Here is a 26,347-nt window from a genome sequence, read left to right as displayed (position 1 = left end):
ACGGGCGGGCCCGTCTGCTTATCCTGGGCCCATGCTGACCCTCACCCAGGCCCTCCACGACCAGATCGTCGCCCACGCGCGCGCCGACCACCCCGACGAGGCATGCGGCATCGTGGCCGGCCCGGCGGGCAGCGGCCGGCCCGAGCGGTTCATCCCGATGCTCAACGCCGCCAGGTCCCCCACCTTCTACGAGTTCGACTCGATGGACCTGCTCAAGCTCTACCGGGAGCTGGACGACCGGGACGAGGAGCCGGTGATCGTCTACCACTCGCACACCGCCACCGAGGCGTACCCCTCGCGTACCGACGTGACCTACGCCAACGAGCCGAACGCCCACTACGTCCTCGTCTCGACCGCCGACACCGACGACGCGGGCCCCTTCCAGTTCCGCTCGTTCCGGATCGTGGACGGTGAGATCACGGAGGAAGACGTGCAGGTGGTGGCGGAGTACCCGGCCGCCGGCTGAGGCCGTTCGCGGGCGCGCGCGAGGCGCCGGGCGTCCTGCTCCTCCGGTCTGTCCGTCATGCGGCCGCAAACCGTCCGCCAGTCAAGACGGAGCTGCGGAACACGGTGCGGGAATCGATACGATGACCGCATGGTTCCCCATGACGTGAGCGACAGGACGCAGGGCACGGCGCCCACCGCACTGTGCTCCGCCTCCACCCTCCTCCTGGGAGCCTTCGGACGCGGAGCCAGTCAGCGCCTGCACGTCGACCTGTGCCGGATCACCAGCACCATCTGTCAGGGCTGATCCCGCCCCGACCGCCCGAGCCGCGGCCCCCGCGCCCCGCCGGGCACCCCCGTGCAGCCGAGCCGCGCACGCACGCCGTACCCACTCCACGACAGGAGCCCACGCCATGGCCATCGAGGTCCGCATCCCGACCATCCTCCGCACCTACACCGACGGCGCCAAGGCCGTCGAAGGCAGCGGCACCACGCTGGCCGAGCTGATCGACGACCTGGAGACGCGGCACCCGGGGATCAAGGAGCGCATCGTCGACGGCGACCAGCTCCGCCGCTTCGTCAACGTCTACCTGAACGACGAGGACGTCCGCTTCCTCGACTCGATCGACACCAAGGTCGCCGACGGGGACAACGTCACCATCCTCCCGGCCGTCGCCGGCGGCTCCGCGGCGCTCTGATGCGCTACGACTCCCCGCTCGCGGCCGTCGGGAACACCCCGCTGGTCCGGCTCCCGAGGCTCTCGCCCTCGGACTCGGTGCGGATCTGGGCGAAGCTGGAGGACCGCAACCCCACCGGCTCCGTCAAGGACCGCCCGGCCCTGCACATGGTCGAGCAGGCCGAGAAGGACGGCCGGCTCACCCCGGGCTGCACCATCCTGGAGCCGACCAGCGGCAACACCGGCATCTCGCTCGCCATGGCGGCCAAGCTCAAGGGCTACCGCATCGTCTGCGTCATGCCGGAGAACACCTCCCAGGAACGGCGCGACCTGCTCGCCATGTGGGGCGCGGAGATCGTCTCCTCCCCGGCCGCCGGCGGCTCCAACACCGCCGTCCGGGTCGCCAAGGAACTGGCCGCCGAGCACCCGGACTGGGTCATGCTCTACCAGTACGGCAACCCGGACAACGCCGGCGCCCACTACGCCACCACCGGCCCCGAGATCCTCGCCGACCTCCCCTCGGTCACCCACTTCGTGGCCGGGCTCGGCACCACCGGCACCCTGATGGGCGTCGGCCGGTACCTGCGCGAGCACAAGCCCGAGGTCGCGATCGTCGCCGCCGAACCCCGGTACGACGACGTGGTCTACGGGCTGCGCAACCTCGACGAGGGCTTCGTCCCCGAGCTGTACGACGCCTCCGTCCTCACCAGCCGTTTCTCGGTCGGCTCGGCCGACGCGGTCAGCCGCACCCGGGAACTGCTCCAGCAGGAAGGCATCTTCGCCGGGGTCTCCACCGGCGCCGCCCTGCACGCCGCCATCGGGGTCGGCCGCAAGGCCGTCAAGGCCGGCGAGAGCGCCGACATCGTCTTCGTCGTCGCCGACGGCGGCTGGAAGTACCTCTCCACCGGCGTCTACACCGCCGCCACCACCGAAGAGGCGATCGAGACCCTGCACGGCCAGCTCTGGGCCTGATCCCCCTCCGCCACCCCGGCCGGGCTCCCTCGTGGAGCCCGGCCGTACGTGTGTCCGCACCCCCATTCCGCCGCCGCGCCACGCCCGGGCAGGACCGGTCCGCACACCGTCCGAACCCGCGCTCCCGCCGCACTCCGAACCGGTGACACGCCAGGTGAGTTGGCCCACAACCGGCCGACGCGTGGGACCTCGCGCCCCTTTCGGCCCGTAGTCTCGACGGACCCGCACGACCCCCCGGTCCGTATCAGACAGCGCGGAGGTTCCAGCTCCATGAAGCTCACCGTCGTCGGCTGCTCCGGGTCGTTTCCGTCCGCGGAATCGGCCTGTTCGAGCTACCTCGTAGAGGCCGACGGCTTCCAGCTGCTCCTCGACATGGGCAACGGCGCCCTCGGCGAGCTGCAGCGCCACACCGGTCTCTACGACCTCGACGCGGTCTTCCTCAGCCATCTCCACGCCGACCACTGCATCGACATGTGCGCCTACTTCGTCGCCCGGTACTACCGGCACGGGGACGGCCCCTGCGACGCGCTGCCGGTGTACGGCCCCGAAGGCACGCAGCAGCGGCTCATCACCGCCTACGGCGACAGCTCCGCCGAACACATGCCGGAGGTCTTCGACTTCCGCACCCTCAAGGAAGACGCCTTCGACCTGGGCCCCTTCCGCATCCGCACCGTCCGCGTCCCGCACCCCGTCGAGGCGTACGCGATCCGCGTCGAGCACGACGGCCGGTCGCTGACCTACTCCGGGGACACCGGCCCCTGCGCCGAGCTCGACGCCCTCGCGGCCGGCACCGACCTCTACCTCTGCGAGGCGGCGTTCACGCACGGCAAGGAGAACATCCCCGACCTGCACCTCAACGGCCGCGAGGCGGGCGAGTCCGCCCAGCGCGCCGGGGTGGGCCGGCTGCTCCTCACCCACATCCCGCCGTGGACCGACCCGCGCACCAACCTCGCCGACGCCCGCGAGGTCTACGACGGCCCGGCCGCACTGGCCGAACCCGGCGTCACGTACACGGTCTGAGGCGACCCCTCCGGAAGGGCGGCCCCCGGGAAACCACCTGGCGGCCGCCCTGTCCTTCCTCTACGCTCCCGCCCATGGGCATCTCCGTGAGCTGATCGCGCCGCACCGGCCGCGCACACCGCCGCTCCCCGTACGCGAGGGGGCCGGGCGGAGCGCCGCCGATTCCGCGTCCGCGACCTTCCGGTACTCAGCTCAGGAGCAGCATCGCCATGGCCCGCACACCCGCACCCCGCCCCTCCGCCTCCCCGGCCCTCGACGCCCGCGTCGCCCTGCTGCGGCAGGCCGCGCACGCCGACCCCCGGCTCGAAGGCGTCCTCCTCTACGGCTCCTGGACCACCGGGGAGGCCGACGCGTACTCCGACATCGAGGCGTACCTCTTCCTCGGTGACGGGCACGCCGGCACCTTCGACGGGCCCGGCTTCCTGCGGGCGCTCGGTCCGCTGGCGCTCGCCCACACCAACCAGTTCGGCGTCTTCGCGGTGGTCTTCGACGACGACCTGATGCGGGGCGAGTTCCACTTCGAGGAGGCCGGGGCCGGGATCGCGGCCGTCGAGGGCTGGCAGGGCATGGTCCACCTGCCCGACCCGGACGCCGCCGTCCTCCTCGACCGCACCGGGCGGCTCGCCGAGGCCGCCGCCCGCCTCACCGCGCCGCTCGCCCCCGAACCGGTGGAGAGCGCCGCCCACCTCACCGGCGAGCTGGCCAACTGGACGCTGATGCTCGCCCACCTCCTCGCCCGCCGCGAGGACGCCCGCGCCCACCACCTGCTGCACACCACGGTCGCCCCGCTCCAGCTCAAGCTCTGCCGCCTGCTGCGCGGGAGCACCGACCACTGGCTCACCCCGAGCCGCGCCGCGGAACAGGACCTGCCCGCCGCCGACCTCGCCCGGTACACCGCCACCACCGCCCCGCTGGAGGCGGCCGCCCTGCGCGCCGCCGCCCGCGCCTCCTGGCAGTGGTCGCGGGAGCTGGCCGCCGAGGCGCACGGCCGGTGGGGGACACCGGTGCCGGAGGCACTGCACGCGCGGATCGCCGTGCTCCTCGACCGGGACTGACGCCGGAAGGCCGGGGGAGGGGGCGGGGTTACGCCTTGGTGGTGTCCTCGACCTCCTCCTCGTCCTCCCGGCCCGGGGTCTTCAGGTCGAGCTTGGTGATGAGGACGCGGAAGACCACGTAGTAGACGACGGCGAAAACGAGGCCGATCGGGATGATGAGCCAGGGTTTGGTCGCCAGGCCCCAGTTGATGACGTAGTCGATCAGGCCCGCCGAGAAGCTGAAGCCGTCGTGGACGCCGAAGGCCCAGGTCACCGCCATCGACACACCGGTCAGCAGGGCGTGGATGACGTAGAGGACCGGGGCGATGAAGAGGAAGGAGTACTCCAGCGGCTCGGTGATGCCGGTGACGAAGGAGGTCAGGCCGACCGAGAGCATCAGGCCGCCGACCTCCTTGCGGCGGTGCGGCTTGGCCGAGTGGGCGATGGCGAGGGCGGCGGCCGGCAGGGCGAACATCATGATCGGGAAGAAGCCCGAGGTGAACTGGCCGGCCGTCGGGTCGCCCGCCAGGAAGCGGGTGATGTCGCCGTGCACGACCTGGCCGTCCGGGGTGGTGTAGCTGCCGAACTGAAACCAGATGGGCACGTTGAGGAACTGGTGGAGCCCGATCACCAGCAGCGCCCGGTTGGCGACGCCGAAGATGCCCGCACCCCACGAGCCGAGCCCGATCAGCCAGTCGCTGAAGCTCTCCAGGCCGTCCCCGATCGGCGGCCAGATCCACAGGCAGATCGCGGCGAAGGCGATCGCCACGAACGCCATGATGATCGGCACCAGGCGGCGCCCGTTGAAGAAGCCCAGCCAGTCCACCAGCCTCGTCCGGTGGAACCGCTGCCAGAAGTAGGCGGCCAGCAGGCCGATCACGATGCCGCCGAACACCCCGGGGTTCTGGAACTCGTACGCCACCACCGTGCCGTCCGCCGCCTGGCACCCCGCCAGCACGTCCTTGGTGTCGGCCGGGCAGTCCTTCGGGAACTGCTGGAGCACGTTGTAGTAGACGAGGAAGCCGGCGACCGCCGCCAGCGCGGTCGAGCCGTCGGCCTTCTTCGCCATGCCGATGGCGACGCCCACGCAGAAGAGCAGCGGCAGCCCGATGTTCGGGTCGAGCAGGCCGCCGCCCGCGCCCGCCATCACCTTGGCGACGCCCGACCAGCCCAGTCCCTCGTCGCCGAAGACGTCCGGCTGGCCGAGCCGGTTGAGGATGCCGGCCGCCGGCAGGACGGCGATCGGGAGCTGGAGACTGCGGCCCATCTTCTGGAGGCCCTGGAAGAGGCTGTTCCACCACCGCTTGCGGGGGAGCGCCTCGTTCGCCGTACTCATCGGCTTCCTCCCTGTGCGGACGGCCGGCCCGCTGTCGCCTGCTGGTGACCGCCATCCTTCGGGACGTCAGGTTTCCCCGCCCGCGAAGTTGGGCCAACCGTGCGCTAACGTGACAAACCGGACCGGTCGCGACCGGTCGGCGCCCGCACACCCCCGAGGGAGACCCCATGGCCAGCAAGGCTGAGAAGATCGTCGCCGCGCTCGGCGGCATCGACAACATCGACGAGGTCGAAGGCTGCATCACCCGCCTGCGCACCGAGGTCCACGACCCCTCCAAGGTCGACGAAGCCGCGCTCAAGGCCGCGGGTGCCCACGGCGTCGTCAAGATGGGCAGCGCCGTCCAGGTCGTCATCGGCACCGACGCCGACCCCATCGCCGCCGACATCGAGGACCTGATGTAGCGAGCGGAGCGGTACGCCTCCGGGGCCGTCCCCAGCGCGGGGCGGCCCCGCCGTCGTGCGCCGGCCACCGGGGGAGCGGCGGGCGCCGCCGACCGCGTAGGCTCCTCGCCATGGATCGCATCGACGGCCGCACGCCCGCCCAGCTTCGCCCCCTGACCATCGAACGCAGCTGGAGCAAGCACGCGGAAGGCTCCGTACTGGTCGCCTTCGGCGACACCAAGGTCCTCTGCACCGCCTCCTTCACCGAGGGCGTCCCGCGCTGGCGCAAGGGCAGCGGCGAGGGCTGGGTCACCGCCGAGTACTCGATGCTGCCGCGCGCCACCAACACCCGCGGCGACCGCGAGTCCGTCCGCGGCAAGATCGGCGGGCGCACCCACGAGATCTCCCGCCTCATCGGCCGCTCGCTGCGCGCCGTCATCGACTACAAGGCGCTCGGCGAGAACACGATCGTCCTCGACTGCGACGTCCTCCAGGCCGACGGCGGCACCCGCACCGCCGCCATCACCGGTGCCTACGTCGCGCTGGCCGACGCCGTCTCCTGGGCCCAGGGCAAGAAGATCATCAAGCCCGGCCGCAAGCCCCTGACCGGCACCGTCGCCGCCGTAAGCGTCGGCATCGTCGGCTCCACCCCGCTCCTCGACCTCTGCTACGAGGAGGACGTGCGCGCCGAGACCGACATGAACGTGGTCTGCACCGGCGACGGGCGGTTCGTCGAGGTCCAGGGCACCGCCGAAGGCGCCCCCTTCGACCGCGCCGAGCTGAACGCCCTGCTCGACCTGGGCGCCACCGGCTGCGCCGACCTGACGAAGGGGCAGCTCGCCGCCCTCGCGGAGTGAGACCCGCGCCGGCGGGTACCGGGTAAAGAAACAACCAAGTCGCACGGCAACCGGAGAACCCTCCCGGGCGTCCCCACGTATGCGGGCCGGCACCGGCCGGTTCCGCATCGACGCCCGGGAGAGGACCCCCCATGCCTACGAGCCGCCGCCTCGCCGCCGCGACCGCCGGTGCCGCCCTGCTCGTCCCCCTTCTGCTGGGATGCGGCGCGCTGGAGAAGGCGGCCGACTGCGTGCGCACCGCCGACGCGATAGCCGACTCCGTCGCCGACCTCCAGCGGGCCGCCGACGGGGCCGCCGAGGACCCGCAGCAGGCGGCCGAGGCGCTCGACCGGATCGACAAGAACGTCGACGACATCCAGAAGGAGACCGGGGACGCCGACGTCAAGAAGGCCGTCGACCACCTCGACACGGCCGTGGGGAACGTGCGGGCCTCCCTGGAGAAGGGGGACCAGGTCCCCGACATCAGCCCCGTCGTGGATGCTGCCGGCGAGCTGACCAAGGTGTGCACGCCGTAGTCGGCGTGGGGTGGGGTGGCCTCAAGCGCCGGCCGGGCTGATCTTTCGGCTGAGGTCCGGCTGCACGGTGCCGGTCACCGATGGCCTCAAGCGCCGGCCGGGCTTGGAAAGTGGCCTCAAACGCCGGCCGGGCTGAGGGTGGCTGGGCTCGGGTCTGCCCGTGCCGGTCACTGATGGCCTCAAGCGCCGGCCGGGCTTCGAAGGTGGCCTCAAACGCCGGCCGGGCTCGAATTGGTTGGTCGTCGTTGGCTGGCAGGCGAGTCCCGAGCCTGGCAATACTTAGCCCGGCCGGCGCTTGAGGCCAGTCGGTGACCGGCGGAGTGGAGCCGGACCCCAGCCAGACTCAGCCCGGCCGGCGCTTGAGGCCACCCGTGGGCCGTGTCCGATACTGAGGACATGACCCGCCTGATTCTCGCCACCCGGAACACCGGAAAGATCACCGAGCTGCGCGCGATCCTCGCCGACGCCGGCCTCACCCACGAACTCGTCGGCGCCGACGCCTACCCGGAGATCCCCGACGTCAAGGAGACCGGCGTCACCTTCGCCGAGAACGCCCTGCTCAAGGCGCACGCCCTGGCCCAGGCGACGGGCCTGCCCGCGGTCGCCGACGACTCCGGCCTCTGCGTCGAGGTGCTGGGCGGCGCCCCCGGCATCTTCTCCGCCCGCTGGGCCGGCCGGCACGGCGACGACCAGGCCAACCTCGACCTGCTCCTCGCCCAGCTCTCCGACATCGCCGACCCCCACCGCGCCGCCTACTTCGCCTGCGCCGCCGCCCTCGCCCTCCCCGACGGCACCGAACGCGTCGTCGAGGGCCGCCTCACCGGCACCCTCCGACACGCCCCCGCAGGCACCAACGGCTTCGGCTACGACCCGATCCTCCAGCCCGACGGCGAAACCCGTACCTGCGCCGAACTCACCCCGGCCGAGAAGAACGCCATCAGCCACCGGGGCAAGGCCTTCCGCGCCCTGGCCCCGGTCGCCCGAGAACTGCTCGCCTGACCACCACCCCCTCCTCCAAGCCCGGCCAACCTCAACTCCGCCAACACCTGAGCCCGGCACCATCCAGCCCGGCCGGCGCTTGAGGCCGTCTTTGACCGGCAGGTCCACCCGGGAGCCCGGCCACTCTCAGCCCGGCCGGCGCTTGAGGCCGTCTTCTGGAGCCCGGCCGGCGTTTGAGGCCAAAGAGCCCGGCCGGCGTTTGAGGCCACCCCTTTCGGCCGGCCCGAAGAGCAGGCGGGAAAAGGAAAAACCCGGACCACCGCGAGGTGGCCCGGGTTGTGCGGCCGGAGGGACTCGAACCCTCACGGGCGAAGCCCACTGGGACCTAAACCCAGCTCGTCTGCCAGTTCCGACACGGCCGCGAGCAGCGCCATCCTACCGGCACCCCCACGCCCCCGTCAGGGCTAGAACTTGGGATCGGGCGACTGTGCGTCGAGGATCTCCCGAGCCTCCTCCTCGGTCGCCACGGAGGGCGGCGACCCGGCGAGCGGCCGGTGCGCCGTCTCCTTCATGCAGGCCACCGCGATCACACCGACGAGCGAGGCCGCCATCGCGTAGTACGCGGGCATCATGTCGTCCCCGGTCAGCCCGATGAGCCCGGTGATGACCAGCGGGGTGGTCCCTCCGAAGAGCGAGGCGGAGAGGTTGTAGCCGACGGAGAGCGACCCGTACCGCACCGGCGTCGGGAAGAGCGCCGGGAGCGCCGCCGACATGGTGCCGAGCAGGCAGACCAGGGAGAGGCCGAGCATCAGCATGCCGGCCGAGACGGCGAGCAGGCTGCCCTGCTTGACCAGCAGGAACGAGGGGATGGAGAGGAAGAAGAAGCTGATCATGCCCGTCATGAGCAGCGGCTTGCGCCCGAACCGGTCACTGAGCTTGCCGACCTGGTTGATGATCAGCATCAGCAGCACCATCACGCCGATCAGGATGAGCAGCCCGTGGCTCTCGTCGTATCCCATCTCGTCGGAGAGGTACGTCGGCATGTACGACAGCAGCATGTAGTCGGTGATGTTGTACGCGCCGACCAGGGCGATGCAGAGGATCAGCGAGGGCCAGTAGCGGCGGAAGATCTTCGCGAGGTCGCCCTTGTGGGTGGTCTCGACGCCGTCGGCGGCCTCGGAGGCGTGGGCGGCGGTGCCGTCCTCCAGCTTCTGGAAGGCGGGGGTCTCGTCCAGCTTGAGCCGCAGGTAGATGCCGACGAAGCCCAGCGGCCCGGCGACCAGGAACGGGATGCGCCACCCCCAGCTCTCCATCGCCCCGTCGTCCAGCACCGCGTAGAGCCCGGTGACCAGGCCGGCGGCGCCGGTGTAGCCGAGCAGCGTGCCCAGCTCCAGGAAGCTGCCGAAGAAGCCGCGCCGCTTGTCGGGCGCGTACTCGGCGATGAAGGTCGAGGCGCCGCCGTACTCCCCGCCGGTGGAGAAGCCCTGCACCAGCCGGAAGAAGATCAGCAGCACCGGCGCCCAGAAGCCGATCGAGGCGTACGAGGGGATCAGGCCGATGCAGAAGGTGCCAAGCGCCATCAGGATCATCGTCAGCGCGAGGACCTTCTTGCGGCCCAGCCGGTCGCCCATCGGCCCGAAGAACATGCCGCCCAGCGGCCGTACCAGGAAGGCGACGGCGAAGGTGGCGAACGAGGAGAGCAGCTGCACCGTGTCGTTCCCGGAGGGGAAGAAGACATGGCCGATGGTGACCGCGAGGTAGGAGTAGATCCCGAAGTCGAACCACTCCATGGCGTTGCCGAGGGAGGCCGCTTTCACCGCGCGCTTGACGGCCCGCTCGTCGGTGACGGTGATGTCGCTCCGCCGCAGCCTGGGATTCCTGCGCTGCCGCGCGGCACGGAAGAGGCGGGGATGCCGCTTGACCGCCTCCGGGTCGCCCCCGGTCTGCGGGCCGGTGTCGGCCATGGCTGCTCCCTTTCCCTCGGTGGTGGTTCCAGGGACTGCTTCTGCGCCCACATCGCAGGCGCAAACCGCCACGCCGGAAAAGTGTCGCCCCCCTCACAGAGCCCGCGCGACCCCGTCGCGTCCGAGTGGCTGACGCGGCGGGGCCGGGAGGAGGGGTGCGGGAGGGGGGCGCTCAGACGCCGAGGTCCCGCATGATCTTGGCGACGTGGCCGGTGGCCTTGACGTTGTAGAAGGCCTGCTCGACGGTGCCGTCCTCGCCGACCACGACCGTGGAGCGGATCACGCCCGTCACCGTCTTGCCGTAGAGCTTCTTCTCGCCGAAGGCGCCGTAGGCGGCCAGCGTCTCCTTGGAGGGGTCGCCGACCAGTGTGACCTTGAGGTTCTCCTTCTCGCGGAACTTCGCGAGCTTCTCCGGCTTGTCCGGGGAGACGCCGATCACGTCGTACCCGGCGCTCGCCAGCGCCTCCAGGTTGTCGGTGAAGTCGCACGCCTGCTTGGTGCAGCCGGGGGTGAGGGCGGCCGGGTAGAAGTAGACGATGACCTTGCGGCCCTGGTGCGAGGCGAGGGAGACCTCGTTGCCGTCGGCGTCGGGCAGGGTGAAGGCGGGGGCGGTGTCGCCCGGCTTGAGTCGCTCGCTCATGGTCGGTCTCCTCGCGGTGCGCGGTTCTGGTTCGGGTTGAGCCTAATAGGGGTGCCGTGGGGTGGGATCAGGCCAGAGCTGACAGACTGTCGACGGACAGAGACGGCTCACCGGATGGTCCGGGTTTCCCCGGGTACCCGGGGACCCATGGGTACGGACGACGACGGAGGCAGCGCGGTGTCGGATGCCAGGACCCCTGCGCAGATCGAGGCGGACATCAAGCGGCGGCGTGACACGCTCGCCGAGACCCTCGACGAGATCGGGGTGCGGGTGCACCCCAAGACGATCGTCGGCGACGCGAAGGCCCAGGTGGCCTCGCGGGTCGACGCGACCCTCGGCCGGGCCTACGTGGGGGTGAACCGCGCCCTGTCCCAGGTGCGCGCCGGTTTCACCCGCGAGGACGGTTCGGTGCGCCCGGAGCGGGTGATCCCGGTGGCGCTGGTCGCGGCCGGCCTCGTCGGCCTGGTGGTGGTCTCCTCGCGTCGGGACTCCGGCAAGTAGGACGCCCGCGCGGGGGCCCTCGCCGGCGGCCTGGACCCTTCTCCGCACGGGGGAGCGGGCGCCAGGTAGGTTCGTGGCGTGAGTGAGAACAGCCGGCACGACAAGTTGCCCATTCGCATGCTGCACGACCGCGTGCTGGTCCGCACCGACATCCCCGAGGGGGAGCGGCGCTCGACCGGCGGCATCGTCATCCCCGCCACGGCCGCCGTCGGCCGCCGCCTGGGCTGGGCCGAGGTGGTCGCCGTCGGGCAGAACGTCCGCGCGGTCGAGCCCGGCGACCGGGTGCTGTACGACCCCGAGGACCGCGCCGAGGTCGAGGTGCGCGGCGTCGCGTACGTCCTGATGCGCGAGCGCGACCTGCACGCCGTCGCCGCCGACCGCTTCGAAGGGTCGGAGGACGCGACGGGGCTCTACCTGTAGCGGAAGCGGAAGCGGGAGCAGGGCTTTCGGCCCGGCCCCCGGTGACCGAGGTCACCGGGGGCCGGGCCCGCTTTTTGCTACCGTGGAGACACCCCGACGAGACGCGCCGTACCGGGCTGGCAAAGACGACGCACCCCCGTTGATCCCGCGTTTCTCGGAGGTGCCCCCGTGGCCTGGATACTGCTGCTCATCGCCGGTCTGCTCGAAGTCGGCTGGTCGATCGGGATGAAGTACACCGAAGGATTCACCCGGCTCTGGCCGAGCGTCTTCACCGCCGCCGGCATCGTCGCCAGCATGGTGCTGCTCGCCCAGGCCGCCAAGACCCTGCCGATCGGCACCGCCTACGGCGTCTGGGTCGGCATCGGCGCCGCCGGTGCCGCCATCCTCGGCATGCTGGTCCTCGGCGAACCGGCGACCGCCGCCCGCATCTTCTTCGTCTGCCTGCTGATCGTGGCCGTGGTCGGGCTGAAGCTGACCTCGGGACACTAGCGATACGTACGGAGAAGCCCCCGCCTGTCCGACAGGCGGGGGCTTTCTCCGTACCGGCGGTGCCGGGCGTCAGCCCGCCGGCGGTGGCTCCAGGTCCGGTGTGGCGAGGGGCATCAGGGTCTCGCGCGGTTCGCGGGCGGGGGCGGGGGTGTCCGGGGCCGGTACGCCGGGCGGGGCCGGGTCGCCGTTGCGGCCCGGGTCCTCCTCCATGCCCGGCGGGACCTCGGTGCCGCCGCCCGATTCGCTCGGGGAGTCGCCCTCGGGCTCGCGTGAGGAGGAGCCGCCCTCGTCCGGTTCGCCGGAGGCGTCCGGGTCCCGGGGGTTGCGGGAGGCCGCGCCCGTCTCGCTGGGGGAGGCGGTGGGGGAGTCCTCGGCCGAGCGGTCCGCGTCGAGCTCGAAGTCGCGCACCGGCTGCCCGGCCAGCGCGGCCCGGGTGAACTGGGCCCAGATCTCGGCCGGGGGCCCGCCGCCGTTGACGCGGGGCAGGCCCAGGGCGCCGTAGAGCGGGGTGTGGGCGCCGGACTCGGGGTCCTGGCCCATCACCGCGATCACCGTGGTCAGGTCCGGGGTGTACCCGGCGAACCAGGCGGCCGTGTCCTCCTCGGCCGTACCGGTCTTGCCCGCCGCCGGACGCCCGGCCTCGCGGGCCGCCATGCCGGTGCCGCCGCGCACCACGCTGCGCAGCACCTCGGTGGTGGTGTCGGCGGCCCGCCGGGTCACCGCGCTCTGGACGCGCTCCCGGGGCAGCTCCAGCTTCTCGCCGAGATGGCTGATCTCCTGGACCAGCCGGTGGTCGCGGTGGCGGCCGTGGTCGGCGAGGGTCGCGTACGCCTCCGCCATGTCGAGGACGCTGGCGGTGGCGGTGCCCAGCGCGATCGAGGGGTACGGCTGGAGGTCCGGGGTGGTCTTCGGCAGGCCCAGCGCGATGGCGGTGTCCTTGACCTTCTCGGGGCCGACGTCGACGGCGAGCTGGGCGTAGACCGCGTTGACGGAGCGGTCGGTGGCGACCTTCAGGGTGATGTCGCCGTAGTCCCGCTCGTCCTCGTTCTCCGGCTCGTACGGGCCGCCGGTCCATCCCTCGACGCGGCGCTTGTTGGTGCCGTCGTAGCGGGCGTTGGGGTTGATGGCGCGGCCGTCCTGGGTGCGGGCCTTGTGCTGGAGGGCGGCGGTGAGGACGAAGGGCTTGAAGGTGGAGCCGACCTGGTAGTCGCGGCGGGTCGCGTTGTTGACGTACTGCTCGGTGTAGTCGATGCCGCCGTACATGGCGAGGACCTTGCCGGTGTCCGGGTCGATGGCGACGCCGCCCGCGCGGACGTTCCGGTCGGCCTTGCGCTCCTTCTTGTCGAGCTTGGAGATCAGCTTGTCGTCGACCGCCTTGACCAGGGCGTCCTGGTGGTCCTTGACCAGGGTGGTGGTGATCCGGTGTCCGCCCTTGGCGAGTTCCGCCTCGGTGACGACGCCGTGGGAGACCAGGTACGCGTCGACCGCCTGCACCAGGTAGCCGCGCTGGCCGGAGAGGCCGCGCGGGAGGTGCTGCTCGTCGGGGGTGGGGAAGGAGAGGCGGGCGCGGCCGGACTCGGTGAGCCAGTTCTCCTTGACCATGCCGTCCAGCACGTAGTTCCAGCGGGCCTCGGCGCGGGAGCGGTTGGCGGGCTGGGCGATCACGTCGTAGGCGCTGGGGGCGTTGAGGAGCGAGGCGAGGTAGGCGCCCTGGGCGGTGTTCAGGTCGCGGGCGTCGATGCCGTAGTACGCCTGGGCGGCGGCCTGGATGCCGTAGGCGTTGCGGCCGAAGTAGCTGGTGTTGAGGTACCCCTCCAGGATCTCGTCCTTGGAGGTCTCGCGGTCCAGCTTGATCGCGATGAAGAACTCCTTGGCCTTGCGGGTGACCGTCTGGTCCTGGTCCAGGTAGTAGTTCTTGACGTACTGCTGGGTGATGGTGGAACCGGACTGCTTGCCCTTGCCGGTGACGGTCTTCCAGGCGCCGCGGATCATCGCCTGCGGGTCGACGGCCGAGCCGGTGTAGAAGTCGCGGTCCTCGGCGGCGAGGACCGCGTGCCGTACCGGCTTGGGGAGGTCGGAGAGGGAGATGTTCTCGCGGTTGACGTCGCCGTCGCTGGCGAGCTGGGTGCCGTCGGCGTACAGGTAGACGTTGGACTGCTGGGTGGCGGCGGCGTTGGCGGCGGGGATGTCGACCAGCAGGTAGCCGACGAAGAAGCCGCCGCAGACCAGCACCACCAGGGTGAGGAACGAGCCCAGCACCAGCCGCCAGCCCGGCAGGAACCTGCGGATGCCGTGCTTCCGCGGCCCGCCCGGCTCCGGGTCGCGCTCCTCCCATCCGGGCCAGCGCTCCCGCCCGTCGTCCGCGCCGTCCGGCTGCTGCCGCTCCTCGCTCATGACTCCCCGATCCCGAATTGCCCAGTACGCCCGTTATGTCACTTTCGCATCATGCGTTCCGCCACGCCGACCGGCACGCGCCCGCACAACGAAAAGCCGTGGCGACCGGTACCGGTCCGCCCCTAAGCTCTTGCCCTTTGGTGCCAAAGCGGTGCCGGTCGTACCGAAAGCGGACATCGCCCGTTCGGCGGAGGTGTCACGGGGGAACGGAGCAGCAGTCAGATGGCCCACGGCCCAGGAAGGGCGGCGCTGTACGGAGCGGTGGCCGCCAAGGGGTTCCGGCGGTACGCCACCTACCGGGCGGCCACCCTCGCCGGAATCTTCACCAACACCGTCTTCGGCGTGATCCTCGCCCAGACCTACCTCGCCCTCTGGGACGAACGCCCCGGACTCGGCGGCTACGACCAGGCGCAGGCCCTCACCTTCGTGTGGATCGGGCAGTCCCTCCACATGGCCGTCGCCGCGATGGGCGGCGGCTCGGAGGAAGAGCTGATGGAACGCATCCGTTCGGGTGACATCGCCGTCGACCTCTACCGCCCCGTCGACCTGCAACTCTGGTGGCTCGCCCAGGACGCCGGCCGCGCCTGCTTCCAGCTCTTCGCCCGCGGCGCGCTGCCGCTCGCCTTCGGCGCCCTCGTCTTCGACCTCGCCCTGCCCGCCTCGCCCGGCACCTGGATCGCCTTCTTCACCGCCGTCCTCCTCGGCCTCCTGGTCAGCTTCGGCATCCGCTACCTGGTGGCGCTGAGTGCCTTCTGGCTGCTGGACGGCGCCGGGGTGGGCCAGCTCGCCTGGCTGGTCGGCATGTTCTTCTCCGGCATGCTGCTGCCGCTCAACGTCTTCCCCGGCCTGCTCGGCGAGGTCGCCCGCGTGCTGCCCTGGTCCTCGATCCTCCAGCTCCCGGCCGACGTCCTGCTCGGCGTCCACACCGGCACCGGCCTGCTCGGCGTCTACGCCTTCCAGCTCGCCTGGGCGGCGGTGCTGCTGGCCGCCGGACGCGCCCTCCAGACCCTCGCGACCCGCCGGGTGGTGGTCCAGGGTGGCTGACCCCGCCGCGCCCCCGCGCCCCGCTCCCGACCCCGTCGACGCCCGGTTCGGCTCCCCGTTCGCCGAGGGGCTGCGCACCTACCGGCTGGTCGTCGCCATGTGGGTCCGCTCCACCCTCACCTACCGCGCCTCCTTCGCCATGGCCCTCTGCGTCGCCGTAGCCGCCAACGGCCTCGACTTCGTCGCGATCCTGCTGATGTTCTCCCACGTCGACCGGCTCGGCGGCTTCACCCTCGGCGAGGTCGCCTTCCTCTACGGCACCTCCGCCACCGCCTTCGGCCTCGCCCACCTCACCGTCGGCTCCATGGACCGGCTCGGCCGCCGCATCCGCGACGGCTCGCTGGACACCCTGCTGGTCCGCCCGGTCCCCGTCCTCGCCCAGCTCGCCGCCGACCGCTTCGCCCTGCGCCGCCTCGGCCGCATCACCCAGGGCGCCCTGGTCCTCGCGTACGCGCTGACCGTGCTGGACATCGACTGGAGCGCCACCAAACTCCTGCTGGTCCCGATGATGCTGGTCAGCGGCGCCGCCCTGTTCGGCGCGCTCTTCGTCGCCGGAGCCGTCTTCCAGTTCTACGCCCAGGACGCGGCCGAGGTGCAGAACGCCTTCACCTACGGCGGCACCACCCTGCTCCAGTACCCGCCGACCGTCTTCACCCGGGAACTGGTCGCCTCGGTGACCTTCGTGCTGCCCCTGGCCTTCGTCAACTGGGTGCCCGCCTCCTACGTCCTGGACCGCCCGCTCCCGCTCGGCCTGCCCGTCCAGGCGGCCTTCGCCCCGCCGCTGGTGGCCGCCGTCTGCTGCGTGGCGGCGGGGCTGCTCTGGCGGGTCGGGCTCAGGGCGTACCGCTCGACCGGAAGCTGACCGGACCCACCCACCCCGTCCCACCGAGACACAGGAAAGAGAGCAGCGATGGACGCGACGGAGCGCCCGGTGGCGGACCTTCCCGCACAGCGCGACGGCCAGGAGGTGATCCACCTCGACCGGGTCGAGAAGGTCTTCGAGGTGCGCCGCAGGGCCGGCCTGCTGCGGCGGGAGAAGCGGGAGGTCAGAGCAGTCGACGGGCTCTCCTTCTCGGTGGCGCGCGGAGAGGTGGTCGGCTTCGTCGGACCCAACGGCGCGGGCAAGTCCACCACCATCAAGATGCTCACCGGCATCCTCACCCCGAGCGGCGGCACCCTGCGCGTCGCGGGCGTCGAACCCGCCCGCGACCGGGCCCGCCTCGCCCGCCGCATCGGCGTCGTCTTCGGCCAGCGCACCACCCTCTGGTGGGACCTGCCGCTGCTCGACTCGTACCAGCTCATCCACCGCATGTACCGCGTCCCCGACGCCCGTTACCGGGAGAACCTCGACCGGTGCGTCGAACTCCTCGGCCTCGGTGACCTGCTGGACGTCCCCGTACGGCAGCTCTCCCTCGGCCAGCGGATGCGCGGCGACATCGCGGCCGCCCTCCTCCACGACCCCGAGGTGCTGTACCTGGACGAGCCCACCATCGGCCTCGACGTCGTCTCCAAGGCCAACGTCCGGCGCTTCCTCGCCGACCTGAACGCCGAACGCGGCACCACCGTCCTGCTCACCACCCACGACCTCACCGACATCGAGCAGCTCTGCCGCCGCGTCATGGTCATCGACCACGGCCGCCTCATGTACGACGGCGAGGTCGCCGGGCTCCACGGGATCGCCGAGGTGGAACGCACCCTCGTCGTCGACCTCGCCACCGAACTCCCGCCCATCGCCCTGGAGTCCGCCCGCACCGTCAAGGTCGAGGGCCCGCGCCAGTGGCTCGCCTTCCCGGCCGGGCAGCCGGCCGCCCCGATCGTCGCGGAGATCGCCGCCGGCTGGCCGCTGGTCGACCTCTCGGTGCGGGAACCCGACATCGAGGACGTCATCTCCCTGATGTACGCGGGGCGTTCGGTCGGGTGAGGGCGGTCGGCCCTGTCCCGGCGAGCCCTCCGCCTCATAGGCTGACCCGCATGAGTGAAGAGCTGCCCGAACTGCGCGCCTCCGACGCCGACCGGGAGAAGGTCGCCGAACGGCTCCGCGACGCCATGGCCGAAGGCCGCCTGGACATGGACGAGTTCGGGGAACGACTCGACGCCGTCTACCGGGCGCGCACCTACGCGGAGCTGGAACCCCTCACCCGCGACCTGCCCGCCACCGGGACCGGCGCGCCCGCCGGCCGCCCCGGGGCCGAGCCCGGCCGGGAGAACTGGCCCGCCCGCATCGGCGGCACCGGGGACGCCCGCTGGGGCATCGGCGTGCTCTCCGGCTTCCAGCACACCGGCCGCTGGACCGTGCCCGCCCGCTTCAGGGCGATCGCCTTCTGGGGCGGCGGCCAGCTCGACCTGCGCGAGGCCCGCTTCGAGTCCCGCGAGACGGTCATCGACTGCTGGACGGTGATGGGCGGCGTCAACATCGTCGTGCCGCCCGGCGTCCAGGTCGAGGTGCGCGGGATCGGCATCATGGGCGGCTTCGGGCGCCCGGCCGGCGACGACACCCCCGACCCGGACGCCCCCCGCGTCGTCGTGCGCGGCTTCGCCTTCTGGGGCGGCGTCGGCACCGAACGCAAGCCGACCCGCGCCCAGCGGCGCCTGGAGAAGGAGCGCCGCCGGGGCGAGGGGGAGGACCGCAGGGAACTGGGCTGAGGCAGGCCGCGCCCGGTCAGAGCTGGGCCGGGGCCGTCTTCCGCAGCAGCGACAGGTCGAAGGACTCGCCCATCCTGCGGAAGCCCGCGTCGCTCGGGTGCAGGTGGTCCCCGGAGTCGTACGCGGGGCGCAGCTTCTGCGCGTCGTACGGGTCGCGGACGGCCTTGTCGAAGTCGACGTAGTGGTCGAAGACCTTGCCGGCCCGGATCGCCGTGTTGACCTCCTGGCGCATTTGCTCCTTCTCCGGCGTCCACCCGCGGTGGCCGCCGAAGGGCATGAGCGTCGCGCCGGTGACCCGCAGGCCCCGCTGGTGGGCCTGGCGGGTCAGGTCGCGCAGGCCGTCGGTGATGTCGGCGGCGGAGTTGTCGTGCGGGTTGCGCAGGATGTCGTTGATGCCGAGGGCGACCACCACCCCGCGCACCCCCGACCGGGAGAGCGCGTCCCGCTCGAAGCGGTTGAGGCCGCTGGGGTTGCCGGCCGGGCGGCCGAGGCCGTCGGAGAGCAGGCGGTTGCCGCTGATGCCCTGGTTGACCACGCTCAGGTCGAGGTTGCCGGGCTCGTCGCGCATGCGCTGGGCCAGCACGTCGGTCCAGCGGCGGTTGGCGCCCATGGTCGAGGTGATGCCGTCGGTCAGCGAGTCGCCGAGGACCACCACGGCGCCCTGCGACTCGTTGCTGTAGACGTCCACCGCCGTCACGTACCGCCAGAACGGGCTCTGCTGGGTGTACGCCGCCCCCGACTCGTCGTCGGTCCGCTCGCCGCGCGCCACGTAGCTGATCTGGCGGGCGTGCGGGTGGTAGGTGACCGGGCCCGAGGGCGTCGGGCTGAACGTCGTGATCAGCAGGTCCGAGCCGTCGGGGACGCGGATGCGCACCGCGTCGCTGACCCGCTGCTCGCCGGGGGGTATGACGACGTCGCTGCGGCCGTCGAAGGTCAGGGCGCGGAGCGTGCCCGGGGCGGCCGAGGGGTTGTTGGGGGCGGCGGTCAGCGCGATGGAGGCGCGGGTGAGGTTGAGCGGCTGCTGCCCGTAGAGGTTGGAGAGGGTGACGCGGGCGCTGCTGCCGCCGGTGTGGGTGTGCACCACGTTACGGATCGACTGCCCGGCGTAGCCGCGGAGTTCGGTGCCGGGCTCACCGCCGACCGGGGAGGCCGACCACGCCGCGACCCAGCTGCCCGACGAGGCCGGAGCCGCCGAGCTGCGCGGGGTGCGGGCGCCTTGGTCCGCCGGCTCGTCGCGGGCGCCGGTCCCGGTCACGCCCAGGTAGATGGCGGCCGATATCAGGACGACGATCGCCGCGAGGGCGGCGAGCAAGGCATAACCGTGACGCTTGGTCATGCGCCTGTTACTCCTCGGGCCGGGGGAGCCCCGAGGCTCCGTGTGGATCTTCCATGATGCGTCATGGCGCGGAGAGTCGCGCGGGGCGCCCCCGGAGGGACAGACGCGGCCCGCGCGCGGTCCGTTCCCGCCCGGCGCCGGGGAATCGGGCGATTGCGGGAGCCGGGGGACAAGGGGTGCACCCGGTGTCCCGGGGCGCTGACGGAGGGTGAGATTCCGGTGCCTGGTGTGGGGGTTCGTGTGCGGGGCGTCACAGCCGGCTGACGGCGGTGTGCCGCGACGGGGCCGCAGGCGGGCGCCGTATCGTGCCGTACGGGGGCCATTCCGGGCGTGACGCGTCGCGGACGGCCAGGTGCAGTGAAGGTCGAAAAGGTCGACGGGACGGGACGCCATGGCAGCAGAGGACGACCGCAGGGGCGACGGCGCGCGGGCGCCGGGTGGAGGCACGCCGCGCGAGCCCGGTGCGCCCGGGACGCGAGGCGGGGCCCTGGGCGCCCTCCTCGGCGCCGGAGCGGGCGCCTCCGGAACCGGCGCCGACCCCATGGCGTTCACCGCCGCCGACGAGGAGAAGCGGCGCGGCGTCCGCCGCATGAAGATCACCGCCACCGGCCTGCTCGTCCTGGTCGCGATCGTCTACGCCCTCGCCACCTGGGCCGAGCACTCCGGCGCCGGAGCCTGGGCCGGGTACGTCGCCGCCGCCGCCGAGGCGGGCATGGTCGGTGCGCTCGCCGACTGGTTCGCCGTCACCGCGCTCTTCCGGCACCCGCTCGGCCTGCCCATCCCGCACACCGCGATCATCCCGCGCAAGAAGGACCAGCTCGGCGCCTCACTCGGCGCCTTCGTCGGCGAGAACTTCCTCTCCCCGGACGTCATCCGCACCCGGCTGCGCGCCCTGCGCCTCGGCAGCCGGGTCGGCGGCTGGCTGGCCGTCCCGGCCAACACCGACCGCGTCACCTCCGAACTCTCCACCGCCCTGCGCGGCGCCCTCACCGTCCTGCGCGACAACGACGTCCAGGCCGTCGTTGGCGAGGCCGTCACCCGCCGCGCCGACGCCCAGGAGATCGCGCCGAGCCTCGGCCGGATGCTGGAACGGATCGTCGAGGACGGCGGCCACCGCCGCGTCGTCGACCTCGTCTGCTCCCGTGCCCACGACTGGCTGGTCCTACACAGCGACACGGTGATGAACGCCGTCCAGGGCGGCGCCCCCGGCTGGACCCCGCGCTTCGTCGACAAGCGCGTCGGCGAACGCGTCTACAAGGAACTCCTGCGCTTCCTCACCGAGATGCGCGACATGCCCGACCACCCGGCCCGCGCCGCCATCGACACCTTCCTCGCCGATTTCGCCACCGACCTGCGCACCGACCCCGACACCCGCGCCCGCGTCGAACGCCTCAAGTCCGAGATCATCCACCGCCCCGAGGTCCAGGACCTCATCGCCTCCGCCTGGTCCGCCGTCCGCGCCATGATCGTCGCCGCCGCCGAGGACGAGCAGAGCGAACTCCGCCTCCGCGCCCGCGCCGCCCTCCTCTCCCTCGGCAACCGCATGTCCGCCGACCCCCGCCTCCAGTCCAAGGTCGACGGCTGGGCCGAATCCGCCGCCGCCTACGTCGTCACCAACTACCGCACCCAGATCACCTCCCTCATCACCGACACCGTCGCCGGCTGGGACGCCGAACACACCTCCCGCAAGATCGAGGCCCACATCGGGCGGGATCTCCAGTTCATCCGGATCAACGGGACGGTGGTGGGGTCGTTGGCGGGGCTGGTGATTCATACGGTGTCGCGGGGGTTGGGGGCGTAGGGGGCGGGTCGGCCCGCGAGGCCGCCTCGCTAGTCGTTCCGCTGCCGTAGCCGCTGGACGGTGGCCGCGATCTGGAGTGCGCACGCGTCGGGCGGCTCGTGTTCCCAGAAGCGGAGCACGGTCCAGCCCGCTTCGCGCAGCGCGCTGTCGGTGTCCCGGTCCCTGGTGATGTTGCGAAGCACCTTGTCCGACCAGTAGCCGCTGTTGGTCCTCGGCGGAACGTAGTGCTCCGGGCATCCGTGCCAGTAGCAGCCGTCGATGAACACGGCGACCTTCACCGGGCGGAAGACCAGGTCGGCCGTGCGCCGCAGCGCGGGCAACGGACGGCTGGAGACGCGGTAGCGCAGGCCCTGGGCGTGTACGAGACGCCGGATGGCCATTTCGGGAGAGGTGTCGCGGCTGCGGATGGCCTGCATGTTCCGGCGCCTGCCGGCCGACGAAGCCCATGATCCCTCGGGAGGCTCCCACTCGGGGGAGGGTGGCTGGGCAGTCACGTCTGGTCCAATGCGGTCGGGAGAGGCGCCGTGCGGTCCGTTGGACTTCTGTCCGTAGGAGCGGACCCGGCCGTTCCACTGTAGGACCCGGCTTACGGGCGCCCGCCGCCGCTGGGCGGACGCGGTGCGAGGGCGAGGCCCGCCTCCGCTGAACTGCGCACCACCCCCACCAGCACCGCAGCCCCCGCGCACAGCGCCCCCGCCCCCACCCACACCGGGTCGTACGTGCCGAGGGTGTCGCGGGTCAGGCCGCCGAGATGGGCCATGGCGCCCGCGCCGAGCTGGTGGGCGGCGTTGACCCAGCCGAAGACGACCACGGCGTCCGGGCCGAAGTGGACGCGGCACAGGGCCAGCGTCGGGGGCACCGTCGCCACGTCCAGCAGGCCGAAGAGGACGGCGAAGGCCACCAGCGGCACCCCGACCGAGGGGGACCAGAGCAGAGGGAGAGCCACCAGGGTCAGGGCGCGCAGGCCGAAGCAGGCGGCCAGGACGCGGCGGGGGTCGGTGCGGTCGGTGAGGCGGCCGGCGGCGATGGTTCCGGCCACGTTGAAGAGGCCGACCAAGGCCAGCAGGGTCGAGGCGGAGGTGGCGGGCATGCCGTGGTCGTGGGCGGCCGGGGTGAAGTGGTTCCAGAGGAGGCCGTTGGTCGAGGCTCCGCAGACCGCGAAGACCCCGGCCAGCAGCCAGAACGCCGGGCGCCGGGTGGAGGTGGCGAGGACGCGCAGGGCGCGGGTGACGACGTGGGAGGCGCCGCTGGTGCCGGGCGTCTGCGCCCGGGCCGCCGCCCGGGAGCCCCGCAGCAGCACGAGCGCGCACGCCGCCACCAGGCCCGCCGCGCCGGCCAGCCCCCACGCGGCCGCCTGCCACCCGTACCCCTCGACCACCCGGGACAGCACGGGCAGGAAGACGAACTGCCCGACCACCCCGGCCGCCGTCAGCAGGCCCGCGACCAGGCCGCGCCGCCCTGGCCCGGCCCGTTCCGCGACGCTCGCCGCCAGCGCGGTCGAGGCCGCGCCCGTACCGAGCCCCACGCCCAGTCCCCAGGCCGCCGCCACCTGCGCCGGTGAGCCGGCCACCGCCGTTCCCGCTGCTCCGGCCCCGGCCAGCACCAGCGCACCCACGACGACGCGACGCACCCCGAGCCGGTCCATCAGCGCCGCGGCGAACGGCGCCGTCACCCCGTACAGCACCATGCTGATCGCGAACGCCACCCCGATCGACGCCCGCGACCAGCCCCGTTCCTCGTGCAGCGGGACGAGGAGCAGCCCGCCGAAGGTCGTGAACGCCCCGGCGGTGACGATCGCCGCCCCCGCCACGGCGACCACGGTCCAGCCGTGGGCCGCCCGGCCCTGTTCCGGCTCTTGACGCGATGAGGAAATTGCCATGCCCCGACCATCCCGCCCGGCCCGCGGGCGCGTCAGTGGCCAGATGGACAGCTAACAGAAGGTTACGGCCACCGGGAGCCGGGCAGAGTCGCAGAGCTCTCCCCCTCGCGGCCCCTCCACGGCCCTCATGACCCACCTCCCCGCCAGGCCGCCCCGACGACAGGACAGACACCCATGCCCGCCCCGCACCTCGTCGCCGTCCTCATCCGCGACGGCGTCCTCCCGATGGAACTCGGCCTGGTCCACCAGCTGTTCGGCAGCGCCCGCGCCACCGACGGAACCCCCCTCTACACGGTCCGTACCTGCGCGACCCGCCCCGGCCCCGTCCGCACCGACGCCGACTTCCCCGTCTACGCGCCGCACGGCCCGGAGATCCTCACCGAGGCCCGCACCGTCCTCGTCCCCGCCTCGCACGAGCAGGACGAACGCCTCGCCACCGACCCCCTCCCCGCCGACCTCCGCGCCGCCCTCGACGCCACCCGAGAGGCCGGCGCCCGCCTCGCCTCCGTCTGCACCGGCGCCTTCGTCCTCGCCGCGTACGGCACCCTCGACGGCCGCCGCGCCACCACCCACTGGCTCTCCGCCGACCGCCTCGCCCGCGCCCACCCCCGTATCGAGGTCGACGCCGACGTCCTCTACGTCGACGAGGGCGAGGTCCTCACCTCGGCGGGCGAGGCCGCCGGCATCGACCTCTGCCTCCATCTCATCCGCCGCGACCACGGCGCCGCCGTCGCCGCCGACGTGGCCCGCCGCACCGTGGTCCCCCCGCACCGTGAGGGCGGCCAGGCCCAGTACATCCGCCGCCCCGTCCCCGAACCGGGCACCGCCTCCACCGCCGCCTCCCGCGCCTGGGCCCTGGACCACCTCGCCGACCCGCTCACCCTCGCCGACCTCGCCGCCCAGGCCACGATGAGCGTCCGCACCTACACCCGCCACTTCCGCCAGGAAACCGGCCAGACCCCCCTACGCTGGCTCACCCAACGCCGCCTCGACCGCGCCCGCCAGTACCTGGAGGAAACCGACCACACCATCGACCACATCGCCGGCATGTGCGGCTTCGGCACCGATGTGTCATTGCGGCATCACTTTCATGCGGCACTGGGGACCACGCCGCGGAATTACCGGGCGGCGTTTCGGGGGTGAGGGGTACTTGGGGATCGCTGTGCCAGCGAATACCGGGCCGACGGCCATGTGCGCCCCCTCTTCGAGGGGGCGTTGGCAGCAGGAGGGCGGGCCTGAATTCCCGCGCCGGCATGAGATCTGACGCCCCCTCGCCCGGTGGCTGGCGGCTCCTGCCCTGCTGGTTCCGCGATCAACTGTTCCGTGCGGCTCCGGTTTCCGCGGTGGCCGAGCTGAGCAGGAGCGTGGCGTCCTCGTACTGGTGGGCTTCGTGGAAGCACGCGGCTATCCGCAGTACGGCGCTGAGGTCCCTGCGTGCGGCGTTGGCGATGACGGCGTCAGCGGCATCGGAGAGTCCCGCTGCACGGCACGACGCGACTACGTGGGGGATCTCGGAGGCCGGGAGGCTCATCGCGGACTGCCAGATCATGAAGAACGCGTCCTGAGTCTGGTGCCGCAGAAGGCGGTCCAGAAGCGTCTCCAGTCCCGTCCAGCCTGGCCCCGTGGCCATGCGCGGGTGCCGGTCCCCCCGCTGAGGGGGGACCGGCACCCGCGCACGGTTGTTCGCCCGTGACCTGCGCCGTCGGGCGAACTTCGCACCATGGCTCCGGTTCGAGATCCGGACAGCCGGCCTCTGACTGGCTGTCCGAGCCTTCTCTGTCTGGCCGGAAAGTATCGACTCCAGCTCGTGCAAGGAGTGCGGGAGCTGGAGTCCGCGCTGGTCGGTGTCCTCCTTGACCGCGAGGTAGAAGCGGCGGAGCGTCTCAGGCGTTGGCTGATTTCGTGCGTTGAGGTAGCCGTTCAGCGTGCTCGTGACGATCCCGCATTTCGCGGCGAGCCGCTGCTGAGTGAGGTCCGTGCAGTCCTTCACCCTGCGCAGGCAGGTGGCCAACAGGCGCTTCTCGTCCGGGCACTCCGGCGGGAGGTCCTTCCAACTCTGCGTTCTCGGGGCCACGGCTTCCTCTCCTCGGGCGGTACGCCAGAACAGGCTAAGGGGCCCGATTCTCGGAGAAACCGCAGCGCTGGGAAAGGGCTGCGGGGCTGATGTGACTTACACGTACCAGTGAAAGTCTTCCGGCGCTGGAATTGCCCGGGGAGGCGGGTCATGGTTGTGGGGCCACCGGGGCAGGCGCCACGCCTTGCCACATCCGGTGCGTCGTCTGGCTGACCGATTCTCAGGGGGTGCGGTATGGGTATTCCGGACTGGAACGACCCGAAGCTCGGAACGATGAAGAGGGCAGCCTTGTGGCTGATCCAGGTGATCGGCGAGGGCAATACCTTCACGAAGGGTGACGTGGCCGGCGCGTTCCCCGGTGTGGCGCAGGCGGACCGCCGCGTACGCGATCTGCGCCAGTACGGGTGGCAGATCCACACGAATCGCGATGACGCGACGCTTGACCAGCACGAGCAGCGGTTCGTGTCGGCCGGCAAGCCCGTGTGGGAGCCCGGCAACGCCGGCAGTTCCCCGCGGGCGTCGATCACGGACAGGCGCCGCCGTGAAGTCCTGGTCGCTGACGGCAACATGTGCCGGTCATGCGGCATCGCGGCGGGCGGGGAGTACAGCGACGGACTTGAGGCCGCGCAGATCGACATCGCCCGGCGGCCGGTAATTCAGGCTGACGGCACGGAAAAGATCGAACTCGTAGCCGAGTGTAATCGCTGTCGCGTGGGCGGGCGTGGGATGAAGGTGGATTTCCCGCAGGTCGAGCTGAAGGTCTCCGGCCTGGGCGGCTTCGAGCGCGACGTGCTCATCTCCTGGATGAAGAACGACCGGCGGGACTTCAGCACGGTGGAAGAGATCTGGGCGCTTTACCGCACCCTCCCCGCTGAGTCCCGCGAACGGGTACGCGCGACTCTCGGAATCTAGGAAGACTGCTCCTTTCTGTTGATTTCTGGGCGGGGCCGGCCGGCCCCGCCCAGGCCCTGGCCTTTTCTTTCGGAGGA

28 protein-coding genes, 1 tRNA gene and 1 riboswitch are annotated in these 26,347 nt (G+C 72.0%); of the genes, 20 read left to right on the top strand and 9 right to left on the bottom strand.

The features are described from left to right. Positions 1 to 31: 31 nt before the first annotated feature. The 6 genes from OIM89_RS09410 to OIM89_RS09385 all read left to right on the top strand — a co-directional run bounded on the left by OIM89_RS09410 (position 32) and on the right by OIM89_RS09385 (position 4,167). A complete protein-coding gene (locus tag OIM89_RS09410) occupies positions 32 to 466 on the top strand; it encodes a Mov34/MPN/PAD-1 family protein (protein ID WP_030696426.1) in 435 nt (144 codons plus the stop codon). A 129-nt stretch (positions 467 to 595) separates the two neighbouring features. Continuing rightward, positions 596 to 751: a hypothetical protein gene (locus OIM89_RS09405; protein WP_003950562.1), complete on the top strand. Its 156-nt coding sequence runs from the start codon at positions 596 to 598 to the stop codon at positions 749 to 751. Positions 752 to 857: 106 nt separating this feature from the next. After that, entirely contained in the window at positions 858 to 1,142 is a 285-nt protein-coding gene (locus tag OIM89_RS09400) for a MoaD/ThiS family protein (RefSeq protein WP_030696427.1), read from the top strand. Continuing rightward, positions 1,142 to 2,092, top strand: coding sequence for a PLP-dependent cysteine synthase family protein (locus OIM89_RS09395; RefSeq protein ID WP_030696428.1), 951 nt, complete (start codon positions 1,142 to 1,144; stop codon positions 2,090 to 2,092). Before OIM89_RS09400 ends, OIM89_RS09395 begins: the two co-directional genes overlap by 1 nt. A gap of 270 nt (positions 2,093 to 2,362) precedes the next feature. Next, the gene (locus OIM89_RS09390; protein ID WP_047470213.1) at positions 2,363 to 3,112 is read left to right on the top strand and encodes an MBL fold metallo-hydrolase; all 750 of its coding nucleotides are present in this window, start codon (positions 2,363 to 2,365) and stop codon (positions 3,110 to 3,112) included. A gap of 209 nt (positions 3,113 to 3,321) precedes the next feature. After that, the gene (locus OIM89_RS09385; protein WP_264491143.1) at positions 3,322 to 4,167 is read left to right on the top strand and encodes a nucleotidyltransferase domain-containing protein; all 846 of its coding nucleotides are present in this window, start codon (positions 3,322 to 3,324) and stop codon (positions 4,165 to 4,167) included. A gap of 28 nt (positions 4,168 to 4,195) precedes the next feature. Here OIM89_RS09385 and OIM89_RS09380 read toward each other — a convergent pair whose 3' ends face one another. Next, complete coding sequence (locus tag OIM89_RS09380) at positions 4,196 to 5,482, bottom strand: PTS transporter subunit EIIC (protein WP_030696431.1); 1,287 nt, start codon at positions 5,480 to 5,482, stop codon at positions 4,196 to 4,198. 167 nt (positions 5,483 to 5,649) lie between these two features. Between OIM89_RS09380 and OIM89_RS09375 the strand changes: the two genes are divergently transcribed. From OIM89_RS09375 to rdgB, 4 genes are all read left to right on the top strand, one after another. Then, complete coding sequence (locus OIM89_RS09375) at positions 5,650 to 5,883, top strand: glucose PTS transporter subunit EIIB (protein ID WP_030696432.1); 234 nt, start codon at positions 5,650 to 5,652, stop codon at positions 5,881 to 5,883. A 110-nt stretch (positions 5,884 to 5,993) separates the two neighbouring features. Further along, positions 5,994 to 6,719: a ribonuclease PH gene (rph, locus tag OIM89_RS09370; protein WP_030696433.1), complete on the top strand. Its 726-nt coding sequence runs from the start codon at positions 5,994 to 5,996 to the stop codon at positions 6,717 to 6,719. Positions 6,720 to 6,850: 131 nt separating this feature from the next. After that, a complete protein-coding gene (locus OIM89_RS09365; protein WP_030696434.1) occupies positions 6,851 to 7,234 on the top strand; it encodes a hypothetical protein in 384 nt (127 codons plus the stop codon). Between the two features lie 396 nt (positions 7,235 to 7,630). Then, entirely contained in the window at positions 7,631 to 8,233 is a 603-nt protein-coding gene (rdgB, locus tag OIM89_RS09360) for an RdgB/HAM1 family non-canonical purine NTP pyrophosphatase (protein WP_030696435.1), read from the top strand. A gap of 279 nt (positions 8,234 to 8,512) precedes the next feature. Here rdgB and OIM89_RS09355 read toward each other — a convergent pair. The 3 genes from OIM89_RS09355 to bcp all read right to left on the bottom strand — a co-directional run bounded on the left by OIM89_RS09355 (position 8,513) and on the right by bcp (position 10,777). Continuing rightward, positions 8,513 to 8,595 (bottom strand) — tRNA-Leu (locus tag OIM89_RS09355). Positions 8,596 to 8,637: 42 nt separating this feature from the next. Further along, entirely contained in the window at positions 8,638 to 10,137 is a 1,500-nt protein-coding gene (proP, locus tag OIM89_RS09350; protein ID WP_030696436.1) for a glycine betaine/L-proline transporter ProP, read from the bottom strand. A gap of 172 nt (positions 10,138 to 10,309) precedes the next feature. Beyond that, on the bottom strand, positions 10,310 to 10,777 hold the full coding sequence (gene bcp / locus OIM89_RS09345; RefSeq protein WP_030696437.1) for a thioredoxin-dependent thiol peroxidase: 468 nt from the start codon (positions 10,775 to 10,777) through the stop codon (positions 10,310 to 10,312). A gap of 147 nt (positions 10,778 to 10,924) precedes the next feature. On the opposite strand from bcp, the gene OIM89_RS09340 reads away from it, so the two are divergent. The 3 genes from OIM89_RS09340 to sugE all read left to right on the top strand — a co-directional run bounded on the left by OIM89_RS09340 (position 10,925) and on the right by sugE (position 12,187). After that, a complete protein-coding gene (locus OIM89_RS09340; RefSeq protein ID WP_037665161.1) occupies positions 10,925 to 11,278 on the top strand; it encodes a DUF3618 domain-containing protein in 354 nt (117 codons plus the stop codon). Positions 11,279 to 11,356: 78 nt separating this feature from the next. Further along, complete coding sequence (locus OIM89_RS09335) at positions 11,357 to 11,698, top strand: GroES family chaperonin (RefSeq protein ID WP_003950575.1); 342 nt, start codon at positions 11,357 to 11,359, stop codon at positions 11,696 to 11,698. Positions 11,699 to 11,769: 71 nt separating this feature from the next. Further along, positions 11,770 to 11,833, top strand: a riboswitch (guanidine-III (ykkC-III) riboswitch). A gap of 33 nt (positions 11,834 to 11,866) precedes the next feature. After that, a complete protein-coding gene (gene sugE, locus OIM89_RS09330; RefSeq protein WP_030696439.1) occupies positions 11,867 to 12,187 on the top strand; it encodes a quaternary ammonium compound efflux SMR transporter SugE in 321 nt (106 codons plus the stop codon). 69 nt (positions 12,188 to 12,256) lie between these two features. On the opposite strand, the gene OIM89_RS09325 is transcribed toward sugE, so the two are convergent. Then, on the bottom strand, positions 12,257 to 14,581 hold the full coding sequence (locus tag OIM89_RS09325; protein WP_264491142.1) for a transglycosylase domain-containing protein: 2,325 nt from the start codon (positions 14,579 to 14,581) through the stop codon (positions 12,257 to 12,259). 222 nt (positions 14,582 to 14,803) lie between these two features. Between OIM89_RS09325 and OIM89_RS09320 the strand changes: the two genes are divergently transcribed. Genes OIM89_RS09320 through OIM89_RS09305 form a run of 4 tightly spaced genes read left to right on the top strand, consistent with a single transcriptional unit; the run spans position 14,804 to position 18,268 of the window. Further along, positions 14,804 to 15,625 (top strand): ABC transporter permease, encoded by an 822-nt coding sequence (locus tag OIM89_RS09320; RefSeq protein ID WP_047470223.1) that lies wholly within the window; start codon positions 14,804 to 14,806, stop codon positions 15,623 to 15,625. After that, positions 15,618 to 16,487 carry an ABC transporter permease gene (locus OIM89_RS09315; RefSeq protein WP_030696442.1) on the top strand — a complete coding sequence of 290 codons (870 nt, stop codon included), beginning with the start codon at positions 15,618 to 15,620 and terminating at the stop codon, positions 16,485 to 16,487. The genes OIM89_RS09320 and OIM89_RS09315 overlap by 8 nt, the downstream gene beginning before the upstream one ends. Positions 16,488 to 16,535: 48 nt before the next feature. Continuing rightward, positions 16,536 to 17,546 carry an ATP-binding cassette domain-containing protein gene (locus OIM89_RS09310; protein ID WP_047470226.1) on the top strand — a complete coding sequence of 337 codons (1,011 nt, stop codon included), beginning with the start codon at positions 16,536 to 16,538 and terminating at the stop codon, positions 17,544 to 17,546. A gap of 50 nt (positions 17,547 to 17,596) precedes the next feature. After that, the gene (locus OIM89_RS09305) at positions 17,597 to 18,268 is read left to right on the top strand and encodes a DUF1707 domain-containing protein (protein ID WP_175458503.1); all 672 of its coding nucleotides are present in this window, start codon (positions 17,597 to 17,599) and stop codon (positions 18,266 to 18,268) included. A gap of 16 nt (positions 18,269 to 18,284) precedes the next feature. On the opposite strand, the gene OIM89_RS09300 is transcribed toward OIM89_RS09305, so the two are convergent. After that, the gene (locus OIM89_RS09300; protein ID WP_175458504.1) at positions 18,285 to 19,604 is read right to left on the bottom strand and encodes an SGNH/GDSL hydrolase family protein; all 1,320 of its coding nucleotides are present in this window, start codon (positions 19,602 to 19,604) and stop codon (positions 18,285 to 18,287) included. Positions 19,605 to 19,995: 391 nt separating this feature from the next. Here OIM89_RS09300 and OIM89_RS09295 point away from each other — a divergent pair, with 391 nt between their 5' ends. Beyond that, the gene (locus tag OIM89_RS09295) at positions 19,996 to 21,405 is read left to right on the top strand and encodes a DUF445 domain-containing protein (protein WP_047470233.1); all 1,410 of its coding nucleotides are present in this window, start codon (positions 19,996 to 19,998) and stop codon (positions 21,403 to 21,405) included. Between the two features lie 29 nt (positions 21,406 to 21,434). Here OIM89_RS09295 and OIM89_RS09290 read toward each other — a convergent pair whose 3' ends face one another. After that, positions 21,435 to 21,899, bottom strand: coding sequence for a very short patch repair endonuclease (locus OIM89_RS09290; protein ID WP_175458990.1), 465 nt, complete (start codon positions 21,897 to 21,899; stop codon positions 21,435 to 21,437). Positions 21,900 to 21,991: 92 nt separating this feature from the next. Then, positions 21,992 to 23,215, bottom strand: coding sequence for an MFS transporter (locus OIM89_RS09285; RefSeq protein WP_175458992.1), 1,224 nt, complete (start codon positions 23,213 to 23,215; stop codon positions 21,992 to 21,994). A 243-nt stretch (positions 23,216 to 23,458) separates the two neighbouring features. Between OIM89_RS09285 and OIM89_RS09280 the strand changes: the two genes are divergently transcribed. After that, positions 23,459 to 24,427, top strand: coding sequence for a helix-turn-helix domain-containing protein (locus OIM89_RS09280; protein ID WP_264491141.1), 969 nt, complete (start codon positions 23,459 to 23,461; stop codon positions 24,425 to 24,427). A gap of 169 nt (positions 24,428 to 24,596) precedes the next feature. Here the strand turns inward: OIM89_RS09280 and OIM89_RS09275 are convergent, their stop codons facing one another. After that, positions 24,597 to 25,358: a helix-turn-helix domain-containing protein gene (locus tag OIM89_RS09275; RefSeq protein ID WP_175510811.1), complete on the bottom strand. Its 762-nt coding sequence runs from the start codon at positions 25,356 to 25,358 to the stop codon at positions 24,597 to 24,599. Positions 25,359 to 25,592: 234 nt separating this feature from the next. Between OIM89_RS09275 and OIM89_RS09270 the strand changes: the two genes are divergently transcribed. Next, positions 25,593 to 26,270, top strand: coding sequence for a hypothetical protein (locus OIM89_RS09270; RefSeq protein WP_175458623.1), 678 nt, complete (start codon positions 25,593 to 25,595; stop codon positions 26,268 to 26,270). The last annotated feature ends 77 nt before the right edge of the window (positions 26,271 to 26,347 follow it).

This window comes from Streptomyces sp. BI87, from assembly GCF_025957665.1.
GTDB classification, from domain to species: Bacteria; Actinomycetota; Actinomycetes; order Streptomycetales; family Streptomycetaceae; genus Streptomyces; species Streptomyces albidoflavus.
This window is presented reverse-complemented; position numbering and strand designations above follow the sequence as displayed.